Source organism: Nocardia sp. NPDC051981 (genome assembly GCF_040680715.1).
Taxonomy (GTDB): domain Bacteria; phylum Actinomycetota; class Actinomycetes; order Mycobacteriales; family Mycobacteriaceae; genus Nocardia.
On the sequence record NZ_JBFAXK010000007.1, the window covers coordinates 221,091 to 239,637 of the forward strand.

Below are 18,547 nucleotides of genomic sequence, written 5' to 3' on the forward strand. Positions count from 1 at the left end.
ATGACTCGTCGGTATGGAGAATCCAAGACCAGCGCGTCGCGACGCGCCCTGCTGCCGATCGTCGGCGCGATACCACTGGCCGTCGCGGTGACCTGCTCCATCGCCACGGGCGACGCCGCCGCGCAGCCCAGCGCCCCGGCTCCCGCGGCTGTCGAGCAGCTGTGGACGAGCCCGGTACAGCCCGGAGCGTTCGGCATCCCGGTACCGCAGAGCGTCCCCGATGTCATGCTCGATCAGGCGAAAAACGCTGCAGCCGCTGCCAATGCCGCCATCGGCGGCGGCCTGCGCCCGGCCGACGACAACTTCTCGGACAGGGTCACCAGGCTGAACGTGGGTAGCGGCACCGCCGGTCTCATCATCGGCACGGTCGTGGGGGCGGTACCGGGCGCGGTGGTCGGGGTGGTACCGGGAGCGATCATCGGGGCTGCGTTCGGTGCGATTGCCGGCGCGATCGCGGGCGGCGTCGTCATGGCCGTTCCGACCATGGGGATGGGTGCGCCAATGGGGGTCGCAGGCGGTGCTCTCGCGGGGGCCGGCGTCGGTGGTGTGGTGGGCGCGGTGGCCGGTGGTCTGGTGGGCGCTGTTTCCGCTGGCGTCGTGGGCGCAGCCATCGGTTACGAGCTCGGCGCAGCCACCGGGCAGGGCAACGGAATGCAGGGCACTTAGCCTGAATTCACCGCGCTCGAAAAGACTGACCGGTACGAGATCTCGCGTGGGCAGTGTGGGAACCCTAAGCTGTCGTCCGTGAATTCCGGGCGGGCAATGGTCGACGGGCGTTTCGAGTTGATCGAACCACTCGGCAGTGGCGGCATGGGCACGGTGTGGCGCGCCTACGACATCGCGCTGCACCGCGAGGTGGCGTTGAAAGAGGTGCGGGCCGAAGGCGACGCGGGCTCCGCGGAGGTGCAGCGGGAACGGGTGCTGCGCGAGGCACGCGCCCTGGCGCGCATCACGCACCCGAATGTGGTTGCCATTCACCACATCGTGGACACACCCGCCGAGAAACATCCGTGGATCGTGATGGAACTGGTCGCGGGCGGCTCGCTCGCGGACCGGCTGGACGAGGGGCCGATGTCGCCGGGGCAGGCCGCCTGGATCGGTCGCGGCATCCTGGCCGGCCTCCGCGCCGCGCACGCGGTGGGCGTCCTGCACCGCGATGTGAAACCCCCGAATGTGTTGCTGCGCACCGATGGTTCGCCCGTCCTCACCGACTTCGGCATCGCCGCGGTGAACGACGTCACCGGTCTCACCTCCACCGGCAGCGTCGTCGGCTCCCTCCCGTACGTCGCCCCCGAACGCCTCCAGGGCCACGAGGGCAACCCCGCCTCCGACCTCTGGTCGCTCGGCCTGGTCCTCTTCGCCGCCGTCGAGGGCTATCAGCCCATGCGCCGCGACACCGACGTCGCCACCCTCGCCGCCGTCCTGATGGGCGCGGTCCCGCCCCCGCGCCAGGCGGGTCAGCTGACCCCGGTCCTGCAGGCCCTCCTGGTCCCCAACCCCGGCCACCGCCCGCCGGCCGACCAGGTCGACCAGATGCTCGCCCAGGTCACCCAGGACTTCACGCCGCCGTCCCAGGGCTTCCAGCCGTCGCCGCGGGACCTCACGCCGCCGCCCCATTTCCAGGGATTCACGACGGCGTCCGGACCCCAGGACGCGCCGCCGTCGCAGGGCTTCCCGGCAATGCCCCCGCCCCAAGGGTTTTCGACCGCACCGCAGCAGCAGGGCTTCCCGACCGCGCCACCGCCGACGGGATACCCGACAGTCCAGCAGCCCCACGGATTCACCGCATCCCAGCCGTTTCCACCTGGCTCGCCGAACCCTGTCCACCCTGCGCCGCAACGCAATTCGCGCGCCTTGATCCTCGCCGGCGTCGGTGTCCTCCTGGCGGTCGCCGCGGTCGCGGCCATCGCCTTGTGGCCCTCCTCCTCCGGCGGCGGCCAAGGCCAATCGGGTCAGCCGAACATCCCCACCCAACCCACGGGCATCCCCCTGAGCGGCATCATCCCGCCCACCGTCATCGCCCCCACCACCGCCAAAGGCGACGCCACCACCGATCTGCTCACCCCCGACGGCGTCCGCAAGGCCGTCGCCGCCCTCGAAAAGGTCACGGGCGGCAAACAATTCACCGAAACCACGATCTACCCGACCTACATCAGCACGGGCGCCCCCGTCCAGGGCCAGCCCAAACTCTACGACCAGTTCTCCTACCGCAACGGCACCGCCAAACGCGACGGCGCCGGCAGCCAGCTGACCGACCCCACCATCGACCTCGGCTCCATCAACTGGGATCTCCTCCCCACCCTCCTCACCGCCGCCGCCCAGCAACTCAACGTCCCCAAACCCACCAGCCGCTACATCATCGTCAACCCCGCCTGGACCTTCAACGACGACCAGCCCAGCCTGCTCGTCTACCTCTCCGACGACTACGGCAGCGCCTACCTGGCAGCCGGCCTCGACGGCACCATCGTCAGGACCTACCCCCACAAGTAACCCCGCCGTTCAGGCCACGGTCGAGGCCGGCCCGGCCACCCGGTCCCGTTCCCGATGCGCCTTCTGGCGACAGGCCGGGGCGCAGTAGCGAGCCCGCCACCCGATCCCCGACCGCGAAACGCGGGTCCCGCCCATGCGGCACCCGTTCTCGTCCCGATCGTCGGCCTCGTCCTCGGCCGTGATGGAGATGGTGTCGAGGGTGGCGCGGTCGAATTCCGGTCGGCCCGAAGAGAATCCAGGGTCAGACCTGTCAGACCCTGGTGGAAGGCGGCCTGACGCAGGAGACGGCGGACGCCCGGGCTGGCCGCTCCAGTTTGCCAAGGCCCTGGCGAGTATCGCTCTCCAGGGCTTTGCTGCGTCCGTGTTTCCTTGAAATACCCGGTCCTGATGGTTCCTTGATGGATTTTGGCAGGATGTCGACGACATTCGTGCGACACACGGGGCGACGCTGTAAGCGGAGCGTCAATGAGGCTCTCTGGGACGCTAAGAAGGCGTAAAGGACCTCGAAGTTGGGCCTTTCGGGCGCTTGACTCACTCCGGCGCGTCTTGGGGCGCGCCCGTAAGCAGAGAGGTTTCGAGACATGCTCGTCGTCGTGTTCACGGTGCTGACGGTGGCGATCTTCGCCCTGTTCGGCTTGATCCAGCGCGGGGCGGAACGGCTGTGACGCAGAACATCATCGGTCTGCTCCTGGCCATCGGCATCGCCATTTATCTGATTGCTGCACTGCTGTTTCCGGAGAGGTTCTGATTGACTTCCCCCTCCCAAGTGGGAGGAGATCCCGCCCTCACGAGCGGGGCTTCCTGTTTCGTCGCCGACTGCTGAAAGGATGCCCTTTGCAGTCTTACGTCAGCTCCACAGGCCGTCGCCGAAAGTCCTTCGGCCAGAATGTTCTTGGCCGCGTTCACATCCCGATCGTGGCGGGTGCGGCAGGACGGGCATTGCCACGTCCGAATCTCGAGGCGCAGCTCGGGCAGCTGGTATCCGCATGCGGAGCAGATCTTGCTGCTGGGAAAGTAGCGACCGACGACTACGAGTTGTCTTCCCCACTTGTCGCACTTGTAGGCGAGCATGTTTCGGAAGCTCGACCACCCGCAGTCGCTGATCGCACCTGCGAGCTTGCGGTTGCGAAGCATGCCGCGAACGTTGAGATCCTCAATCGCAATGATGTCGTACTGGCGAACCAGTCGGGTGCTGGTGACGTGGAGGAAGTTCTCGCGAGCGCGCCGGATTCTTCCGTGGGCTCGGGCAACCCTGAGAGCAGCCTTCTTCCGGTTCTTCGAGCCTTGCTGGCAGCGGGCCATCCGTCGCTGGTAGCGGGTAAGCCTGGCAGCCTTGCGGGCCAGGTGGCGTGGGTTGTCGACTTTGTCTCCGTCGCTGGTCGATACAAAGGAGCTGATCCCGATATCAAGACCGGTCGATACCCCTGTCAAGGGCAGTGGAGGTGGTCTATCAGCCTCCAGTTGAATGGTCAGATACCAGCTGCCATCCGCTTCCCTGCTGACGGTTATGAGGGACGGATCCAGGCTCGCAGGGTCGATTTCGGGCCAGGACCAGACATATTTAATCGGCGCGGTTTGTTTGGCGAGGATCAAACTCCCTCCTCGCCAGCGGAATGCGCTCTTGGCGTAATTGATGCTCTGTCTAGTAGTGCGCGATTTGAAACGCGGGTACTTGGTACGACGGGCGAAGAAGCTCGTCAGCGCCCGGTGCTGATGGCGCAAGACTTGTTGCAGTGGAACCGAGGATACTTCATTCAAGTATGCGAATTCTGGCTGCTTCTTCAGTTCTGTGAGATATCTGTCGGATTCGGCGTAGTTCGTCTGGATTTTGCTCATCCTGTATCGCTCGGTACGCCAGTCCAAAACAAGGTTCCATACTTTGCGCGCGCAGCCGAACGTGCGGCTGAGGTTTGCCGCCTGTTCGTCGGTCGGATAAGCCCGGCATCGGTAGGCCGTACGCACGATCGCAAGTCTATTTCGAAAGGCATGCCTGTGACAGGCAATAATCCAATTTGTCCGCGTGCCGCAGTGGCGACACGCCAAATCTCATTCGTGTCCGAGGTTCCGAGTGCCCCGAGGGCTGCCGAGTGAGCACGACGACCGCAGGGCTGCTCTTCGTAATATCCCTGATCATCGCGCTGGCCGCGGTGCATGTGCCCCTGGGCGACTACATGTACCGGGTCTACAGCAGCGAGAAGCACTCCAAGGCCGAGAAGGGCATCTATCGACTGATCGGCGTGCAGCCGGGCGTCGAGATGACCTGGGCCGTCTACGCGCGCAGCGTGCTGGCCTTCTCGGCCATCAGCGTGCTGCTCCTGTTCTTCCTGCAGCTGATTCAGGGCAGACTGCCGTTGCACCTGAATGATCCGGGCACCAAGATGACCGCGGATCTGGCGTGGAACACCGCCATCAGCTTCGTCACGAACACGAACTGGCAGAACTATGCCGGTGAGTCGACGATGGGTCACGTCGTCCAGGCCGTGGGCCTGAGTGTGCAGAACTTCGTCTCGGCGGCCGTCGGTATGGCCGTGGCGGTCGCGCTGGTGCGCGGCTTCGCCCGGCGTCGCAGCGGCGAACTCGGCAACTTCTGGGTGGATCTGGTGAGGGGAACCACCCGTATTCTGCTGCCGCTGTCGATCGTGTTCGCCATCGTGCTCGTCGCGGGCGGCGCCATCCAGAACCTGCACGTGTACGACCAGATCGCCCAGACGGTGGGCAACACCGGTTCGCAAACCCTGCCGGGCGGACCCGTTGCCAGCCAGGAGGCGATCAAGCTGCTCGGCACCAACGGCGGCGGCTTCTTCAACGTGAACTCGGCGCACCCGTTCGAGAACCCGACCGCCTGGACCAACTGGGTCGAGATCTTCATGCTGCTGGTGATCAGCTTCTCGCTGCCACGGACCTTCGGTCGCATGATCGGCTCCAAGAAGCAGGGCGTGGCCATCGCCGCCGTCATGGCGACCCTGGCCATCCTCAGCGTCACGGTGATGAACCTCTTCCAGCTGCAGCATCACGGCACGGTGCCGTCCGCCATCGGCGCGTCCATGGAGGGTGTGGAAACCCGTTTCGGCGTCTCGAATTCGGCGACCTTCGCCACCGCGACCACGCTCACCTCGACCGGTGCGGTGGACTCGGCGCACGACTCCTACACCAGCCTCGGCGGCATGATGACCATGTTCAACATGCAGCTCGGTGAGGTCGCGCCCGGTGGTACCGGTTCGGGCCTGTACGGCATGCTGATCCTCGCGGTCATCACGGTGTTCATCGCCGGACTGATGGTCGGCCGCACCCCGGAGTACCTGGGCAAGAAGATCACCCCGAAGGAAATCAAGCTCGCCGCTTCGTATTTCCTCGTCACCCCGCTGATCGTGCTGACCGGCACCGCCGTCGCCATGGCCCTGCCGGGCGAGCGCGCGGGCATGGCCAACTCGGGTCCGCACGGGCTCTCGGAGGTGTTGTACGCCTTCACCTCCGCGGCCAACAACAATGGCTCGGCCTTCGCCGGTCTGTCCGGCAACACGGTGTGGTGGAACACCGCACTCGGCCTGGCCATGGTCTTCGGCCGCTTCATTCCCATGATCTTCGTACTGGCACTGGCCGGTTCGCTGGCGGCGCAGGGTCACACCCCCGCCTCCGAGGGCACGCTGCCCACGCATCGGCCGCAGTTCGTCGGCATGGTCGCGGGCGTCACCGTCATCCTGGTCGCGCTCACCTTCCTGCCGATGCTGGCGCTCGGCCCGCTCGCTGAAGGAATCCACTCATGAGCACTCCCATCCTCGATTCCGCGCCGGCGGAACAGGCGCACGGCAAGCCGAAACGCGGTGTCTCGGCGGGGTTGTTCGACCCCAAGATGCTGGTGAAGTCCCTGCCGGACGCGGTCAAGAAGCTGGATCCGCGCATCATGTGGCGCAATCCGGTGATGCTGATCGTCGAGATCGGTGCGGTCTGGTCCACCATTCTCGCGCTGGTGCATCCGACGTTCTTCGCCTGGGCGATCGTCGTATGGCTCTGGCTGACAGTGATTTTCGCCAACCTGGCCGAGGCGGTGGCCGAGGGCCGCGGCAAGGCGCAGGCCGACACCCTGCGAAAGGCCAAGACCGACACCATCGCTCGCCGTCTGGTGAACTGGTCCCCGGGCGCGCGGGTGGTCGAGGAGAAGGTCGCGGCCCCCGATCTGCAGCGCGGCGACTACGTGGTCGTCGAGGCAGGCCAGGTCATTCCGGGTGACGGCGATGTCGTGGAAGGCATTGCCTCCGTGGACGAGTCGGCCATCACCGGTGAGTCCGCGCCCGTCATCCGCGAGTCCGGCGGTGACCGTTCCGCGGTCACCGGCGGCACCACGGTGCTGTCGGACCGGATCGTCGTCAAGATCACCCAGGAGCCGGGCGGCTCGTTCATCGACAAGATGATCGCGCTGGTCGAGGGCGCCTCGCGGCAGAAGACGCCGAACGAGATCGCGCTCAACATCCTGCTGGCCGCGCTGACGATCATCTTCGTGTTCGCGGTGGCGACCCTGCAGCCGCTGGCCATCTTCTCCAAGGCCAGCAACCCTGGCGTGCCGGACAATCTAGCGCTGGACCTCAACGGCGTCACCGGCATCGTGATGGTCTCGCTGCTGGTGTGTCTCATCCCGACCACCATCGGCGCGCTGCTGTCGGCCATCGGCATCGCCGGCATGGACCGCCTGGTGCAGCGCAATGTGCTGGCCATGTCCGGGCGGGCCGTCGAGGCCGCCGGTGACGTGAACACGCTGCTGCTGGACAAGACCGGCACCATCACCCTGGGCAACCGCCAGGCTTCGGACTTCGTGCCGATGCCGGGCATCACCGCCGACGAATTGGCCGACGCCGCACAGCTTTCCAGCCTCGCGGACGAGACCCCGGAGGGCCGCTCGATCGTGGTGTACGCCAAGCAGGCGTACAACAAGCGCGAGCGCACCCCGGGCGAGTTGACCGGCGCCCATTGGGTGGAATTCACCGCCCAGACCCGCATGTCGGGTGTGGACCTGGCCGACGGCCACCAGCTGCGCAAGGGCGCGGCCAGCGCCGTCACCGAATGGGTCCGTTCCAACGGCGGTCCGGTGCCGACCGAGGTCGGCGTGACCGTCGACGGCATCTCGGCGTCCGGCGGCACCCCGCTGGTGGTGGCCGAGATCAAGAACGGCACCGCCACGCTGCTCGGCGTCATCCACCTCAAGGACGTGGTGAAGCAGGGCATGCGGGAGCGCTTCGACGAGATGCGCCGCATGGGCATCCGCACCGTCATGATCACCGGCGACAATCCGTTGACCGCCAAGGCCATTGCCGACGAGGCGGGCGTGGACGACTTCCTCGCGGAGGCGACTCCGGAGGACAAGCTCGCGCTCATCAAGAAGGAACAGGCCGGTGGCCGCATGGTCGCCATGACCGGTGACGGCACCAATGACGCGCCCGCGCTCGCGCAGGCCGACGTGGGTGTCGCCATGAACACCGGAACGTCGGCGGCCAAGGAAGCCGGCAATATGGTCGACCTGGATTCCGACCCGACCAAGCTGATCGAGATCGTGGAGATCGGCAAGCAGTTGCTGATCACCCGTGGTGCGCTCACCACGTTCTCGATCGCCAACGACATCGCCAAGTACTTCGCGATCATTCCCGCGATGTTCGTGGTGCTGTTCCCGGGCCTGGACGTCCTGAACATCATGCGACTGCACTCGCCGCAATCGGCGATCCTGTCGGCGGTCATCTTCAACGCGCTCGTCATCGTGGGCCTGATCCCGCTGGCGCTGCGCGGCGTGAACTACCGTCCGTCGAGCGCGTCGAAACTGTTGAGCCGCAACCTGTACATCTACGGCCTCGGTGGCATCATCGCGCCGTTCATCGGGATCAAGCTCATCGACCTCGTCATCCAATTCTTCCCGGGGATGTCCTAATGCGTATGTCAACCTGGATCCGGCAACACATCGCGGCGCTGCGCGCGCTGCTGGTGCTCACGGTGATCACCGGGCTCATCTACCCGGCCGTGGTTCTGGGTATCTCGCAGATACCCGGGCTGAAGGACAAGGCGGACGGCTCGCTGATCACCAAGGACGGAAAGCTGGTGGGCTCCAGCCTGATCGGGCAGGCGTTCACCGACGGCAAGGGCAACGCGCTGGTGCAGTACTTCCAGACGCGTCCGTCCAACTCCGCTCCGACCGACGGCAGCATTCCCGACGGCTACGACCCGACCAACACCGCGTTCGGCAATATGGGCCCGGAGTCGGTGGTCGACACCCTCGACGCCAGTGATCCGAAGAAGGACAAGCTGAGCCTGCTCAGCACCGTGTGCTCGCGTAGCGCGGCGGTCGGCCAACTGGAGGGCGTGGACGGCAGCCGTCCGTACTGCACCCCCGGTGGCGTCGGCTCGGTGCTGGCGGTGATGGGCGACCGTGACTCGCACGGTCTGGTCACCCACCCGACCCAGGTGATCAGCGTCAACGAGGCCTGCTCCACCGATCCGAAGAACCCGACCACTCCCTTCCAAGAGGCGTACGAGGGTGTCAAGGTGGAGTGTGCCAAGCGTGGCGAGGACTACTCGGCCGGCCAGATCGTGCCGATCCGTGGCGACGCCTCCTCCGACACCCCGGTGCCGACGGACGCAGTGACCGCCTCGGCCTCCGGCCTGGACCCGCAGATCTCCCCGGAGTACGCGGCCATCCAGGTGGCGCGGGTCGCCAAGGCGCGCAACGTCTCCGCCGATCAGATCAAGGCTCTCGTGGATGCCCACAAGAGCGGCCGAACCCTGGGCTTCATGGGTGAGCCCACGGTCAATGTCGTCGAGCTGAACTACGACTTGGACAGCAAGTACCCGTTCAAGGGTTGATCAGCCGATCCCTGGGGTCCGGTCGCTTCGCTCACGAAGGCGACCGGGCCCCTTGGCATGTGTGCTACCGGTGCAGCGAAATCCGCCCGGACCGAATACTCCGACGCGGCACAGGCTTCCGGCGTCGAGTAGTAGCCGCGATGGTGCGGCAGCAGGTGGCGCCCGGCGCAGGGGGCCGGTCGTCGCCGAGCACATGTGAGGCCCCGAATTCTGTTGTGTTGCCACGTCATCGGTAGCGCGTATGGATTCGGTAAAGAAGGTGGGCCGGGGCGGACGGGGGCCGTCAAGATCGGGCGACCAGCCCGTCCGCGCGGCCTAGCGTCGGTTGCGACAAGGTTCCGTGGTCGAAAGGCGAGGCGTCGGTTCGATGGACAACCCAGCGGATGAGCTGTCCGCACTGCGCGAGCTGGTGAATCACCGCGGCGTGGTGGAGTTGCTCGACCTCCTGGCCCGCGAGCCGCGCACGCTGCGGCAACTGCGCGCCGAGCTCGGCCTCCGCAGGCCCGGAGTATCGCGAGTTCTCCGGCTTCTCGCCGCCTACGGCGCCGTCACCGCCGACCACGTCGGCACCTGGGACGACCCCCTCGACTTCGCCGGCTCCGTTCACCTGACCGAAAGCGGCTGGCGCACCATCGAATTGCTCAGCAGCTTCGCGGTCTGGGAAGCGCTCTACCAGCACCCGCATTCGGCCCGCGACCGCTGATCACCAGCCGGGTCCGCGCAGCATCGGGCCCCTCGCCAAGGACTTCCACGTCGTCGCCGAGGCCATCCGCGAGACCGCGTCGGCTCTCGACCGGCTCAGCTGAGCAGATCAATCCACCGGACACTCACCAGGTTTCAGGACACCCGTGCACTTCGGCCACCACCGGTCCGGGATGGAGCTACCACCAGTCCAGGATGGGCTGGAGTTCGCGGCCCAGTTCGGGGGCCATGGACCGTGAATAGCTTGCGGTCAAATGGTGTTCGTCGTGGTAGATGAGGATGTTGCCCTCCACGACGGGGCAGATGTCGTGTTCGCAGACCGCGTCGTTGGGGTCGATGAGGTGCATGTTCGGGAAGGCGGCGGCGGGTGTGGCGGCCGGGTTCTCCGCATTGAGGGCCTCGGCGCGCGGGATGCCGCAGCTGAGGCGATCGCCGCCGCCGGCCAGGCAGTCGATGGCGCGGTAGCGAATGCCGTTGCGGCGCAGCCACGGAGTGTCGCGGATGCCGATGAGCTGGAGGCCGCGGTCGGAGAGCGCCGACCAGACGTCGACGTAGTCCTGCGGGGTCTCGTCGCCGCCATTGTCGCTGGGGCGGGTGGCGGTGGTGAAGACGTAGTCGGGGCGCTCCACGCCGAGCCGGTCGATCACCTCGGACGACCAGTCTCGGCAGTCCGGATTCTGCTGGCCCTTGTACACGGGCTCCTCGGCGACCGTGAGCGGGCAGCCCATCTTCAAGTAGACGACGACCCGGAAACGGTACTGCTCGCCCAGGATCTGCAATGCCGGAATCCAGTGCTCGGCATGCGAATTGCCCACCACCGCGAGGGTGCGGTGCGCGTCGCGATCACCGTAGGTGCAGGTGGTGACCGCGCGGGTGTCGAAGTCGGAGATGCAGCCGTCGCGCGTGGGGTAGGGGATATCGGCGGGGGCTTCCTCGGTGGTGGGGCGCATCGGGGCCCGCGGCACCAGCGCGTGATCGGTGAGCGCCTCCGCACCCGGATATTTGGCGGGATCCAGCTCGCCGACCGCGTGCGCCTTCGCGCCCATGCTCCACTGCCAGGCGAGGGTGGAACCGACCAGCAGCACCCCGACCGTGGACACCGCCACCCCGGCGAGCACGCGGCCGAGCGCGGGAGTCGCGGCGGGCCGCGAGCGCAGCCGCAGCGGCTCCTCGACCAGATGATGGGTCACGAAGGCCAGCAGCAGCGAGATCAGGATGATGACCAGCCCGCCCAGCCACCCGGCCCGGCGCTGATGCTGTTCACCCAGATAGAAGATGAGCATCGGCCAGTGCCACAGGTACAGCGCGTAGGCGAACCCGCCGAGCTGCACCACGGGTCCGGTGGCCAGCAGGCGATTCACCACCGGCTGATCGGCGGTGTCGCGGCCCGCACCCGCGAGAATCAGTGCGGCCGTGGCCAGGACCGGAATCAGCGCGGCCGGGCCGGGGAAGACCAGGGAGCCGTTCACCATCCAGCCGCAGCAGGCGATGGCCGCGATTCCAGTCCAGGCGAACACTTCCCGCGTCGGCCTGGGCAGCCGGATCAGCGGCGCGGCCAGGGCGAGCAGACCGCCCACGAGCGGTTCCCAGGCACGGGCGAAGGTGTCGTAGTAGTTCCAGCCCTGCTGTGTCGAAACCCCTGCACCGGCATGGCGGAACGAGATGATGGCGGCGGCGGCGAATATCACCGCGAGCGTCAGCCGCAGCACGCCGTCCTGTCCGATGCGGCGCAGTAGCGGATGCTCGGCGGCCAGTTTCCACGCCCCCGCCCGGACCACGTGGCGCAGCATCCAGGCCACGGCGGCGACCGTCAGCAGCAGTACGAGATACATCTGGCCCTGGACCGACATCGACCACAGATGCTGGAGCGGGCTCACCGAGGGATCCGCGGCCAGATAGTCCGACCAGGACAGCGCCAGGTACCAGTTCTGATAGTAGAACAGCGAGGCCAGCGTCTGGCCCGCGATATTCGACCAGCGGGTGTGGGGGAGCAGCACCACCGTGGCGACGACCACCGCCGCCAGTACCACCACCATGGCGGGCAGCAGCCGGCGCAGCGTGCGCCGGATGGTAGTCAGCACCCCCACCGATCCGCGGTCGGCGCGGCGCACCAGCATGCCGGTGAAGAAGAAGCCGGACAGCACCAGGAACACGTCCACACCGCCGGATACGCGTCCGGCCCAGATATGGAAGGCGACCACCAGCGCGATAGCTACGCCACGCAATCCGTCCAGATCGCGTCGGTAGGCCCCGGGCCTGGTGGGTGCGTCCGGTGCGTCCTGTCGGTCGCTGCCCGGCGCGGTCGGGTGATCGGTGCTGGATATGGACATGGCGGCTGTCATTGTCGGTCAGGGGTCGCGGAAATTACCAATCGCCACACAGAAGAGGTCCGTGTTGTGCCGATTGTCGCTGGTCAGGCGAATGCGAAATAGCGCAGCCACAGATATGGCGCAGCCACCGCAATCGTGACCGCGGTCACCGGAATGCCCTTCCGGGTGAATTCCCAGAACGAGATCGGATGGTCCGAGCGCCGTGCGATGCCGAGCATCACCACATTCGCGCTGGCTCCGACTGCTGTGAGATTGCCACCGAAATCCGCGCCCAGTGTCAGCGCCCACCACAGGGCGTTCGCCTGGGCCGGGTGATCGACGTGCTCCACCAGCTGGGCCACCAGTGGGCTCATGGTCGCCACGTACGGGATGTTGTCGATGACACCCGACAGCACCGCCGAGACCACGAGTATCAGCATGGTTGCCACGAGCGCGTCACCGCCGGTGAGTTCGGTCGCGGATTTCGCCAGCCGGGCGATCACACCGGTTTTCACCAGCGCCCCGATCATCACGAACAGACCGGCGAAGAACAGCAGTGTTTCCCATTCCACCGCGGACAGGTAATCCCGTTGCGGCAGACCGGAAATCAACACCAGCGCGCCCGCGCCGAGCAATGCCACCAGCGACGGTTCGAGGTGGAGAATCGGGTGGCCGAAGAATCCCGCGAACACGGCGGCGAGCACAATTCCGCACTTGATCAACAGCTTCGGATCGCGAATCGCCTCGCGCTCGTTCAGCTGCATGATGTCGGCGGCGCGTTCGGGATCGACGACGAAGGAGCCCTTGAACAGGCGCGGCAGCAGCAGGGTGAACACGGCCAGCGTGATCAGCACGATCGGTGTCAGATTCAGGAAGAAGTCGTTGAACGACAGCCCCGCCCGGCTGCCGATGATGATGTTGGGCGGGTCGCCGATGAGGGTCGCCGCGCCGCCGATATTGGAGGCCAGCACCTCGGCGATGAGGAACGGCGCCGGCGGTACCTCGAGGCGCTCGCACACCAGCAGGGTGACCGGGGCGATGAGCAGCACGGTGGTGACATTGTCCAGGAAGCCGGACGCGGTGGCGGTGATGAGCACCAGCAGGATCATCACCCGCAGCGCGGATCCCCTGGCGCGCTTGGCCGCCCAGATCGCGACGTACTCGAAGATGCCGGTCTGTCGCAGTACCCCGACGATGATCATCATGCCGAGCAGCAGGTAGATGACGTTCCAGTCAATGCCGGTCTCGTGCGAGTAGAAGACGTCGTCGGAGTCGAGGATGCCGATGCCGATGACCACGCCCCCGCCGACCAGCGCCGCAATGGTCTTGTGCACCCGCTCCGTCGCGATGAGCACATACGCGACGACGAAAACGGCGATTCCGACAGCGGTCACGACTGCCGCCCCGGCGGGCTCAGTTCGCCAGCGCCACCTCGAGCAGCCGCGCGGACGTGATCACGCCGAGCAGCGTCGTCCCATCCTGCACCGCCACCAGCGGCGATTTGTACCTCGCCATCAGCGCGGCCACCTCGACGATATTGTCGTCGGCCTTCGCGGCCGGAATCTTGGTGAGCCGCTCCGGAATCACATCCCGAACCTTCTTGCCCCGCAACCGCTTCACCACCTGCCCGCACATGGACTCGTTCAGCACCCCCGCCAGCGACGGATCGTCCTGCACGTACTTCGGCACGATGAACAGCACCACCTGCGACGCCGGCAGCACCGAATGCGGCTCCCCCTTGGCATCGGTCACCAGAATCCCGGGTAGTCGATGCTCGGCCAGCAACTTCGCCGCGTCGATCGCGTCGGAGTCCAGATCGATCACGGGATAATCCTCGGCCATCTGAGCGGCATGCATATGTGCAGGATACGACGAATAGCCGGGCGTTCACGGCAGCAGAATACGTCAAGATCGAAAACGGATGCCGCATCGAAACTCCCAGGCCGGACCATGCGGCCCGAGGTTTCGGACCGGCCGACCAGACTTCCCGGCACACCGTGTGTAGAGATTTCGTCAACGGTACCGCGAACGGGTTTACCTGTCGCCCGGGTGGCTGAGCTCGTATACCCGGCAGGCTGCGTGGATGACCGGATAGGAGACGTTGCGCACCTCGACGCCGCCCGCGGTGCGGCCGAATTCGGTGCCGCCGTGGGCGTGGCCATGGATGGCGAGGGCGGTGCCGGCCGCGTCCACCGCCTCGGCGAGATCGTGACAGCCCAGGCCCGGGTAGATCTTCGGGGGTTCGCCGGCCAGGGTGTCGACGACGGGCGAGAAGTGCATGAGGGCGATGCGGAGATCGGTGTCGAGGGATTCCAGGGCGGCGCGCAGGCGGGTGGCGTCGGCGGGGCCGCGGCGGAAGCGGGCGCGGTGTTCGACACTGCCCTCGGCGGGATTGCCCGGGTGGCCGGGAAATCCGCCGCTGCCGCCCATCACCCCGGCGATGCCCAGGCGAATCCCATTGACGGGCAGGGTGATCGCGGTTCCGTCGAGCATGTGGACGCCGATCTCGCTGAGCCGCACCGAGATCCGGAAGCCGAGCCGGCGGTCGTGATCGTGATTACCCAGGACGGCGACCACCGGGACCGGCAGCTCCCCGATCTCGGCGCACAGCGCGTCGGTATCGCGCAGGGTGCCGCCATTGGTCAGATCACCGGCCAGCAGCAGCACATCCGCGCGTTCACCCAGTTCGAGCAGGGCGGGCCGGAATCGGCCGCGCATGCTCTCGCGCATGTGCAGATCGCCCACTGCCGCGATCCGGACGCGTCCGGACTCGCTCTCACCACGGCCCATACCGTCAGCCAGCCACAGAACCTTCCTGGCTGTCAACGCTATTCGGGCCGGGGCCGGTGCGGCCCTACTCGCCCAGGGGCTCCAGCCGCAGCGGGACGCCGATCCGGTTCCACAGGTTGATCTGCGCGGTCACCGCGACCAGACCCGCCCGCTGGCCCTCGTCGAAGTGCTTCTCCACGCCCGCCCAGATCTCGTCGCTCACCCCGTGCGGGCCGAGTTGCGTTGCGGCCTCGGCGTATTCCAGCGCGGCCTGCTCGGCCGGGGTAAAGAGCTCGGACTCCCGCCAGGCGTTGAGGTGCCAGAGCCGCCGTTCGGTCTCGCCCTCCTTGCGGGCCTCGGTGGAGTGCATGTCGATGCAGAACAGGCAACCGTTGACCTGTGAGACCTGGATCTTGACCAGTTCCCGCACGGTGGCGTCGAGGGGGCCGCGACGGATCGCGGTCTCGGCGGCGATCCAGGCCTTGTAGACCTCAGGGGCCGCCTGCTGCATGTTCAATCGCGACATGGTGTCGTCCTTTCCTCCGGTTCGTTTCCACACCAAGGACGAGACAGGGCCCGCGGACGTGACGGGTGGGCCGCTGTGGCCTCGATCACACCGGCATGGCGCTGGTCGCGGCCGCAGTTGCCGATGGGTTCCCGGACCGCGTCCCAGCTGGACCGGTCGGCTCGTTCGGTCCGGAGGGTGGCGTTTGCCGTAATTGTGCGAAATGCAGCGCGGCGGACAATAATCCGCACGTGGGAACAGTTCTGCTGATCGCGCTGGGTCTGCTGTGCTTCGTCACCGGACCCGCATTGGCGCTGGTTATCGTGCTCGCCGTACGAGGGTCGGCACGGGGCGCCGCCGCCGCGCCCCGGACCGGACTCCGTGATGTCGGACGGATACCCGTCGGCGTCGACCAGGGCCACCGCCGGTAGCCACGGGATCGCCCGCGCGACGGCCAGGTTCCGATGGATCCCCCAGGCGATCCACCGGAACCCGGCCGGACACCGGATAACCCCCGAACCGGTGCGCGGGAACCGCTACGGCCGCGTCAGCGCGGCATAGCGGGCGATGTGCTGGTCGGTGGTGCCGAACTCGTACTGCACGGCGGTCAGGCGCTTGAAGAAGTGACCGATGGCCAGCTCTTCGGTCATGCCCATCGCGCCGTGCAACTGCACCGACTCCTGGCCGATGCGCCGGGCGGCACGGCCGATGGTGGCCTTGGCGGCCGAGGCGGCGCGGGCCCGCTCGGGTGTGGGGGCATCCAGCTTCAGCGTCACCAGATACGTTGCGGCCACGGCCTGTTCGAGCTCCAGCAGCATGTCCACCATGCGGTGCTGCAGCGCCTGGAAGCTGGCGATCGGGACGCCGAACTGCCGGCGCTGTTTGGTGTAGGCGACGGTATCGGCGACCACCATGCGCATGGCTCCGACCGCCTCGGCGCATACCGCCGCGATGGCCTCGTCCAGGGTGGCGGCAATGGCCTCGCCCGCGTCCGCGAGCAGCAGGGCGTCGGCGGGCACGCGCAGGCCCTCGAAGGTCAGATCCGCGGCCTGGCGCTCGTCGATGGTGCGGTACGGGCGCGCGCTGAGCCCGGCGGGGGGATGGGCGGCGTCGAAATCGACCACGAACAGCGCGATGCCGCCGTCCAGTCGCGCGGTCACCAGCAGGTGGGTGGCCAGCGGTGCGGCGGTCACCACCGTCTTCTCACCGGTCAGCACCCAGTCGTCACCGTCGCGGACCGCGGTGGTCGCGACAGCGGTGTAGTCGTAGCCGGATCGCGGTTCCAGCGCGGCGAATCCGGTGACCACCTCGCCGGCGGCGATGCCCGTCAGCAGATCCTCGGCCCGCTTGCCGTCGGCGCGCCGCAGCAGGCCGCCGCCGACCACCACGGTGTCCACGTACGGTTCCAGCACGAGTGCCGCGCCCAGCGCCTCGGCGATGATCATGGTCTCGACCGGGCCGCCCCCGATGCCGCCGGCCGACTCCGGCAGGCTCGCCCCGAGAATCCCGACCTCCTCGGCCAGCCCGCGCCACACCTCCGGCTGCCAGCCGGCCCCGGTGCGCGCCGCCGCGCGGCTGGGCTCGAGCGGATAGCGCGCCGCGAGGAACTCGGTGACGGTGTCGCGGAGCAGTTCTTGTTCGGCGGTGAAGGAGAAGTCCATGGCTACAGTCCCAGGGTGGCTTTGGCGATGATGTTGCGCTGAATCTCGTTGCTGCCGGCGTAGATCGAGCCGGCGCGGTCGTTGAAGTACCGCAGCGGGGCGACCGCCTGCCAGTCGGCGCCGGCGACGAAACCGTCTGCGGGCGCGATGAAATCGGCGATCGGGCCGCCCGGCATGGTGGCGTGCGGCTGATAGGCGCGACCGCGCGGACCGGCGGCCTCCAGCGCGAGCTCGGTGAGTGCCTGGCTCAGTTCGGTGCCCAGGATCTTGATGGTGGACGCGGCGGGGCCCGGGTCCTTGCCACTGGAAACCAGTGCGAGGGTGCGGTATTCGAGGATCTCGAGCACGTCCGCGCGCAGGCGGGCATCGGCCAACTTGGCGGCGAAGGCGGGGTCGTCGATGAGCACGCCGCCGTTCGGGGCGACCTGCTGCGTGGCCGCCTGGGCGAGCTCCTCGGCCATGACCTGCAGGGCCGGGGCCGCCGCGCCGCCGCCGCGCTCGAAGTTGAGCAGGTACTTGGCGACGGTCCAGCCGTCGTCGATGGCGCCCAGCACATTCGCCTGCGGCACCCGCACCTGATCGAAGAACACCTGGTTCTGCACCTGCTCGCCGGAGGTCATGACCAGCGGGCGGATCTCGATGCCCGGGGTGCGCATGTCGATGAGCACGAAGGTGATGCCCTGCTGCTTCTTGGCCTGCCGGGAGGTGCGGACCAGGGCGAAGATCCAGTTGGCCTCGGTGGCGTGCGTGGTCCAGATCTTGGAGCCGGTGACGACCAGGTCCTCGCCGTCGGGCACCGCGGCCATGGTCAGCGAGGCCAGGTCCGAGCCCGCCTCGGGCTCCGAATAGCCCTGGCAGAAGAAGACCTCGCCGGTGAGGATGCGGGGCAGGAAGAAGTCCTTCTGCTCCGGCGTGCCGAAGGCCATGATGGCGTGCGCGACCATGCGAATTCCCATGGGGGACAGGTTCGGTGCGCCGGCCAGGGTGCATTCGCGGCCGAAGATGTAGTGCTGGGTCAGGCTCCAGTCGCAGCCGCCGTACTGCACCGGCCATGCCGGGGCGGCCCAGCCGCGTTCATGCAGGATGGCCTGCCACCGCATGCTGGCCTCGTGGTCCGGGTAGACGCTGGTCGCCAACCGTCCCGCACGGCGAAGATCGTCGGTTAACTTTTCGTCGATGAAGCTGCGCACTTCATCACGAAATGCCAGATCGGCAGGCGACCAGTCGAGGTCCACGATGACTCCTTGTCCGAGAACTGACACTAACCATCT

16 protein-coding genes are annotated in these 18,547 nt (G+C 67.2%); 8 read left to right on the forward strand and 8 right to left on the reverse strand.

What is annotated here, in order from left to right; all coding sequences use genetic code 11:
- From AB0L60_RS16260 to kdpF, 3 genes are all read left to right on the forward strand, one after another.
- Nucleotides 1–666: a hypothetical protein gene (locus AB0L60_RS16260; RefSeq protein WP_364613742.1), complete on the forward strand. Its 666-nt coding sequence runs from the start codon at nt 1–3 to the stop codon at nt 664–666.
- A gap of 78 nt (nt 667–744) precedes the next feature.
- On the forward strand, nt 745–2,490 hold the full coding sequence (locus tag AB0L60_RS16265) for a protein kinase (protein ID WP_364613745.1): 1,746 nt from the start codon (nt 745–747) through the stop codon (nt 2,488–2,490).
- Between the two features lie 661 nt (nt 2,491–3,151).
- Nucleotides 3,152–3,238, forward strand: a complete 87-nt coding sequence (gene kdpF, locus AB0L60_RS16270) for a K(+)-transporting ATPase subunit F (RefSeq protein WP_364613994.1) — start codon at nt 3,152–3,154, stop codon at nt 3,236–3,238.
- Here kdpF and AB0L60_RS16275 read toward each other — a convergent pair.
- Complete coding sequence (locus tag AB0L60_RS16275; protein WP_364613748.1) at nt 3,199–4,452, reverse strand: RNA-guided endonuclease TnpB family protein; 1,254 nt, start codon at nt 4,450–4,452, stop codon at nt 3,199–3,201. The genes kdpF and AB0L60_RS16275 overlap by 40 nt on opposite strands.
- A gap of 125 nt (nt 4,453–4,577) precedes the next feature.
- On the opposite strand from AB0L60_RS16275, the gene kdpA reads away from it, so the two are divergent.
- From kdpA to AB0L60_RS16295, 4 genes are all read left to right on the forward strand, one after another.
- Nucleotides 4,578–6,254, forward strand: a complete 1,677-nt coding sequence (gene kdpA / locus AB0L60_RS16280) for a potassium-transporting ATPase subunit KdpA (protein WP_364613752.1) — start codon at nt 4,578–4,580, stop codon at nt 6,252–6,254.
- On the forward strand, nt 6,251–8,401 hold the full coding sequence (gene kdpB / locus AB0L60_RS16285; protein ID WP_364613756.1) for a potassium-transporting ATPase subunit KdpB: 2,151 nt from the start codon (nt 6,251–6,253) through the stop codon (nt 8,399–8,401). The genes kdpA and kdpB overlap by 4 nt, the downstream gene beginning before the upstream one ends.
- Nucleotides 8,401–9,330, forward strand: a complete 930-nt coding sequence (locus tag AB0L60_RS16290) for a potassium-transporting ATPase subunit C (protein ID WP_364613759.1) — start codon at nt 8,401–8,403, stop codon at nt 9,328–9,330. The genes kdpB and AB0L60_RS16290 overlap by 1 nt, the downstream gene beginning before the upstream one ends.
- Before the next feature lie 367 nt (nt 9,331–9,697).
- The gene (locus AB0L60_RS16295) at nt 9,698–10,033 is read left to right on the forward strand and encodes a helix-turn-helix domain-containing protein (protein ID WP_364613762.1); all 336 of its coding nucleotides are present in this window, start codon (nt 9,698–9,700) and stop codon (nt 10,031–10,033) included.
- A gap of 178 nt (nt 10,034–10,211) precedes the next feature.
- Here the strand turns inward: AB0L60_RS16295 and AB0L60_RS16300 are convergent, their stop codons facing one another.
- The 5 genes from AB0L60_RS16300 to AB0L60_RS16320 form a co-directional block, all read right to left on the reverse strand.
- Nucleotides 10,212–12,362 (reverse strand): acyltransferase family protein, encoded by a 2,151-nt coding sequence (locus AB0L60_RS16300; RefSeq protein ID WP_364613765.1) that lies wholly within the window; start codon nt 12,360–12,362, stop codon nt 10,212–10,214.
- 83 nt (nt 12,363–12,445) lie between these two features.
- On the reverse strand, nt 12,446–13,735 hold the full coding sequence (locus AB0L60_RS16305; protein ID WP_364613768.1) for an ArsB/NhaD family transporter: 1,290 nt from the start codon (nt 13,733–13,735) through the stop codon (nt 12,446–12,448).
- Nucleotides 13,736–13,754: 19 nt separating this feature from the next.
- On the reverse strand, nt 13,755–14,198 hold the full coding sequence (locus AB0L60_RS16310) for a CBS domain-containing protein (RefSeq protein WP_364613771.1): 444 nt from the start codon (nt 14,196–14,198) through the stop codon (nt 13,755–13,757).
- Nucleotides 14,199–14,375: 177 nt separating this feature from the next.
- A complete protein-coding gene (locus AB0L60_RS16315; protein ID WP_364613774.1) occupies nt 14,376–15,086 on the reverse strand; it encodes a metallophosphoesterase in 711 nt (236 codons plus the stop codon).
- A gap of 109 nt (nt 15,087–15,195) precedes the next feature.
- A complete protein-coding gene (locus AB0L60_RS16320) occupies nt 15,196–15,636 on the reverse strand; it encodes a carboxymuconolactone decarboxylase family protein (protein WP_364613777.1) in 441 nt (146 codons plus the stop codon).
- A 230-nt stretch (nt 15,637–15,866) separates the two neighbouring features.
- On the opposite strand from AB0L60_RS16320, the gene AB0L60_RS16325 reads away from it, so the two are divergent.
- Nucleotides 15,867–16,046 (forward strand): hypothetical protein, encoded by a 180-nt coding sequence (locus AB0L60_RS16325; protein ID WP_364613780.1) that lies wholly within the window; start codon nt 15,867–15,869, stop codon nt 16,044–16,046.
- Between the two features lie 105 nt (nt 16,047–16,151).
- On the opposite strand, the gene AB0L60_RS16330 is transcribed toward AB0L60_RS16325, so the two are convergent.
- Both AB0L60_RS16330 and AB0L60_RS16335 read right to left on the reverse strand, forming a co-directional pair.
- Nucleotides 16,152–17,276 (reverse strand): acyl-CoA dehydrogenase, encoded by a 1,125-nt coding sequence (locus AB0L60_RS16330; protein ID WP_364613783.1) that lies wholly within the window; start codon nt 17,274–17,276, stop codon nt 16,152–16,154.
- Nucleotides 17,277–17,278: 2 nt separating this feature from the next.
- Nucleotides 17,279–18,511, reverse strand: coding sequence for an acyl-CoA dehydrogenase family protein (locus AB0L60_RS16335; protein ID WP_364613786.1), 1,233 nt, complete (start codon nt 18,509–18,511; stop codon nt 17,279–17,281).
- Nucleotides 18,512–18,547 lie beyond the last annotated feature (36 nt).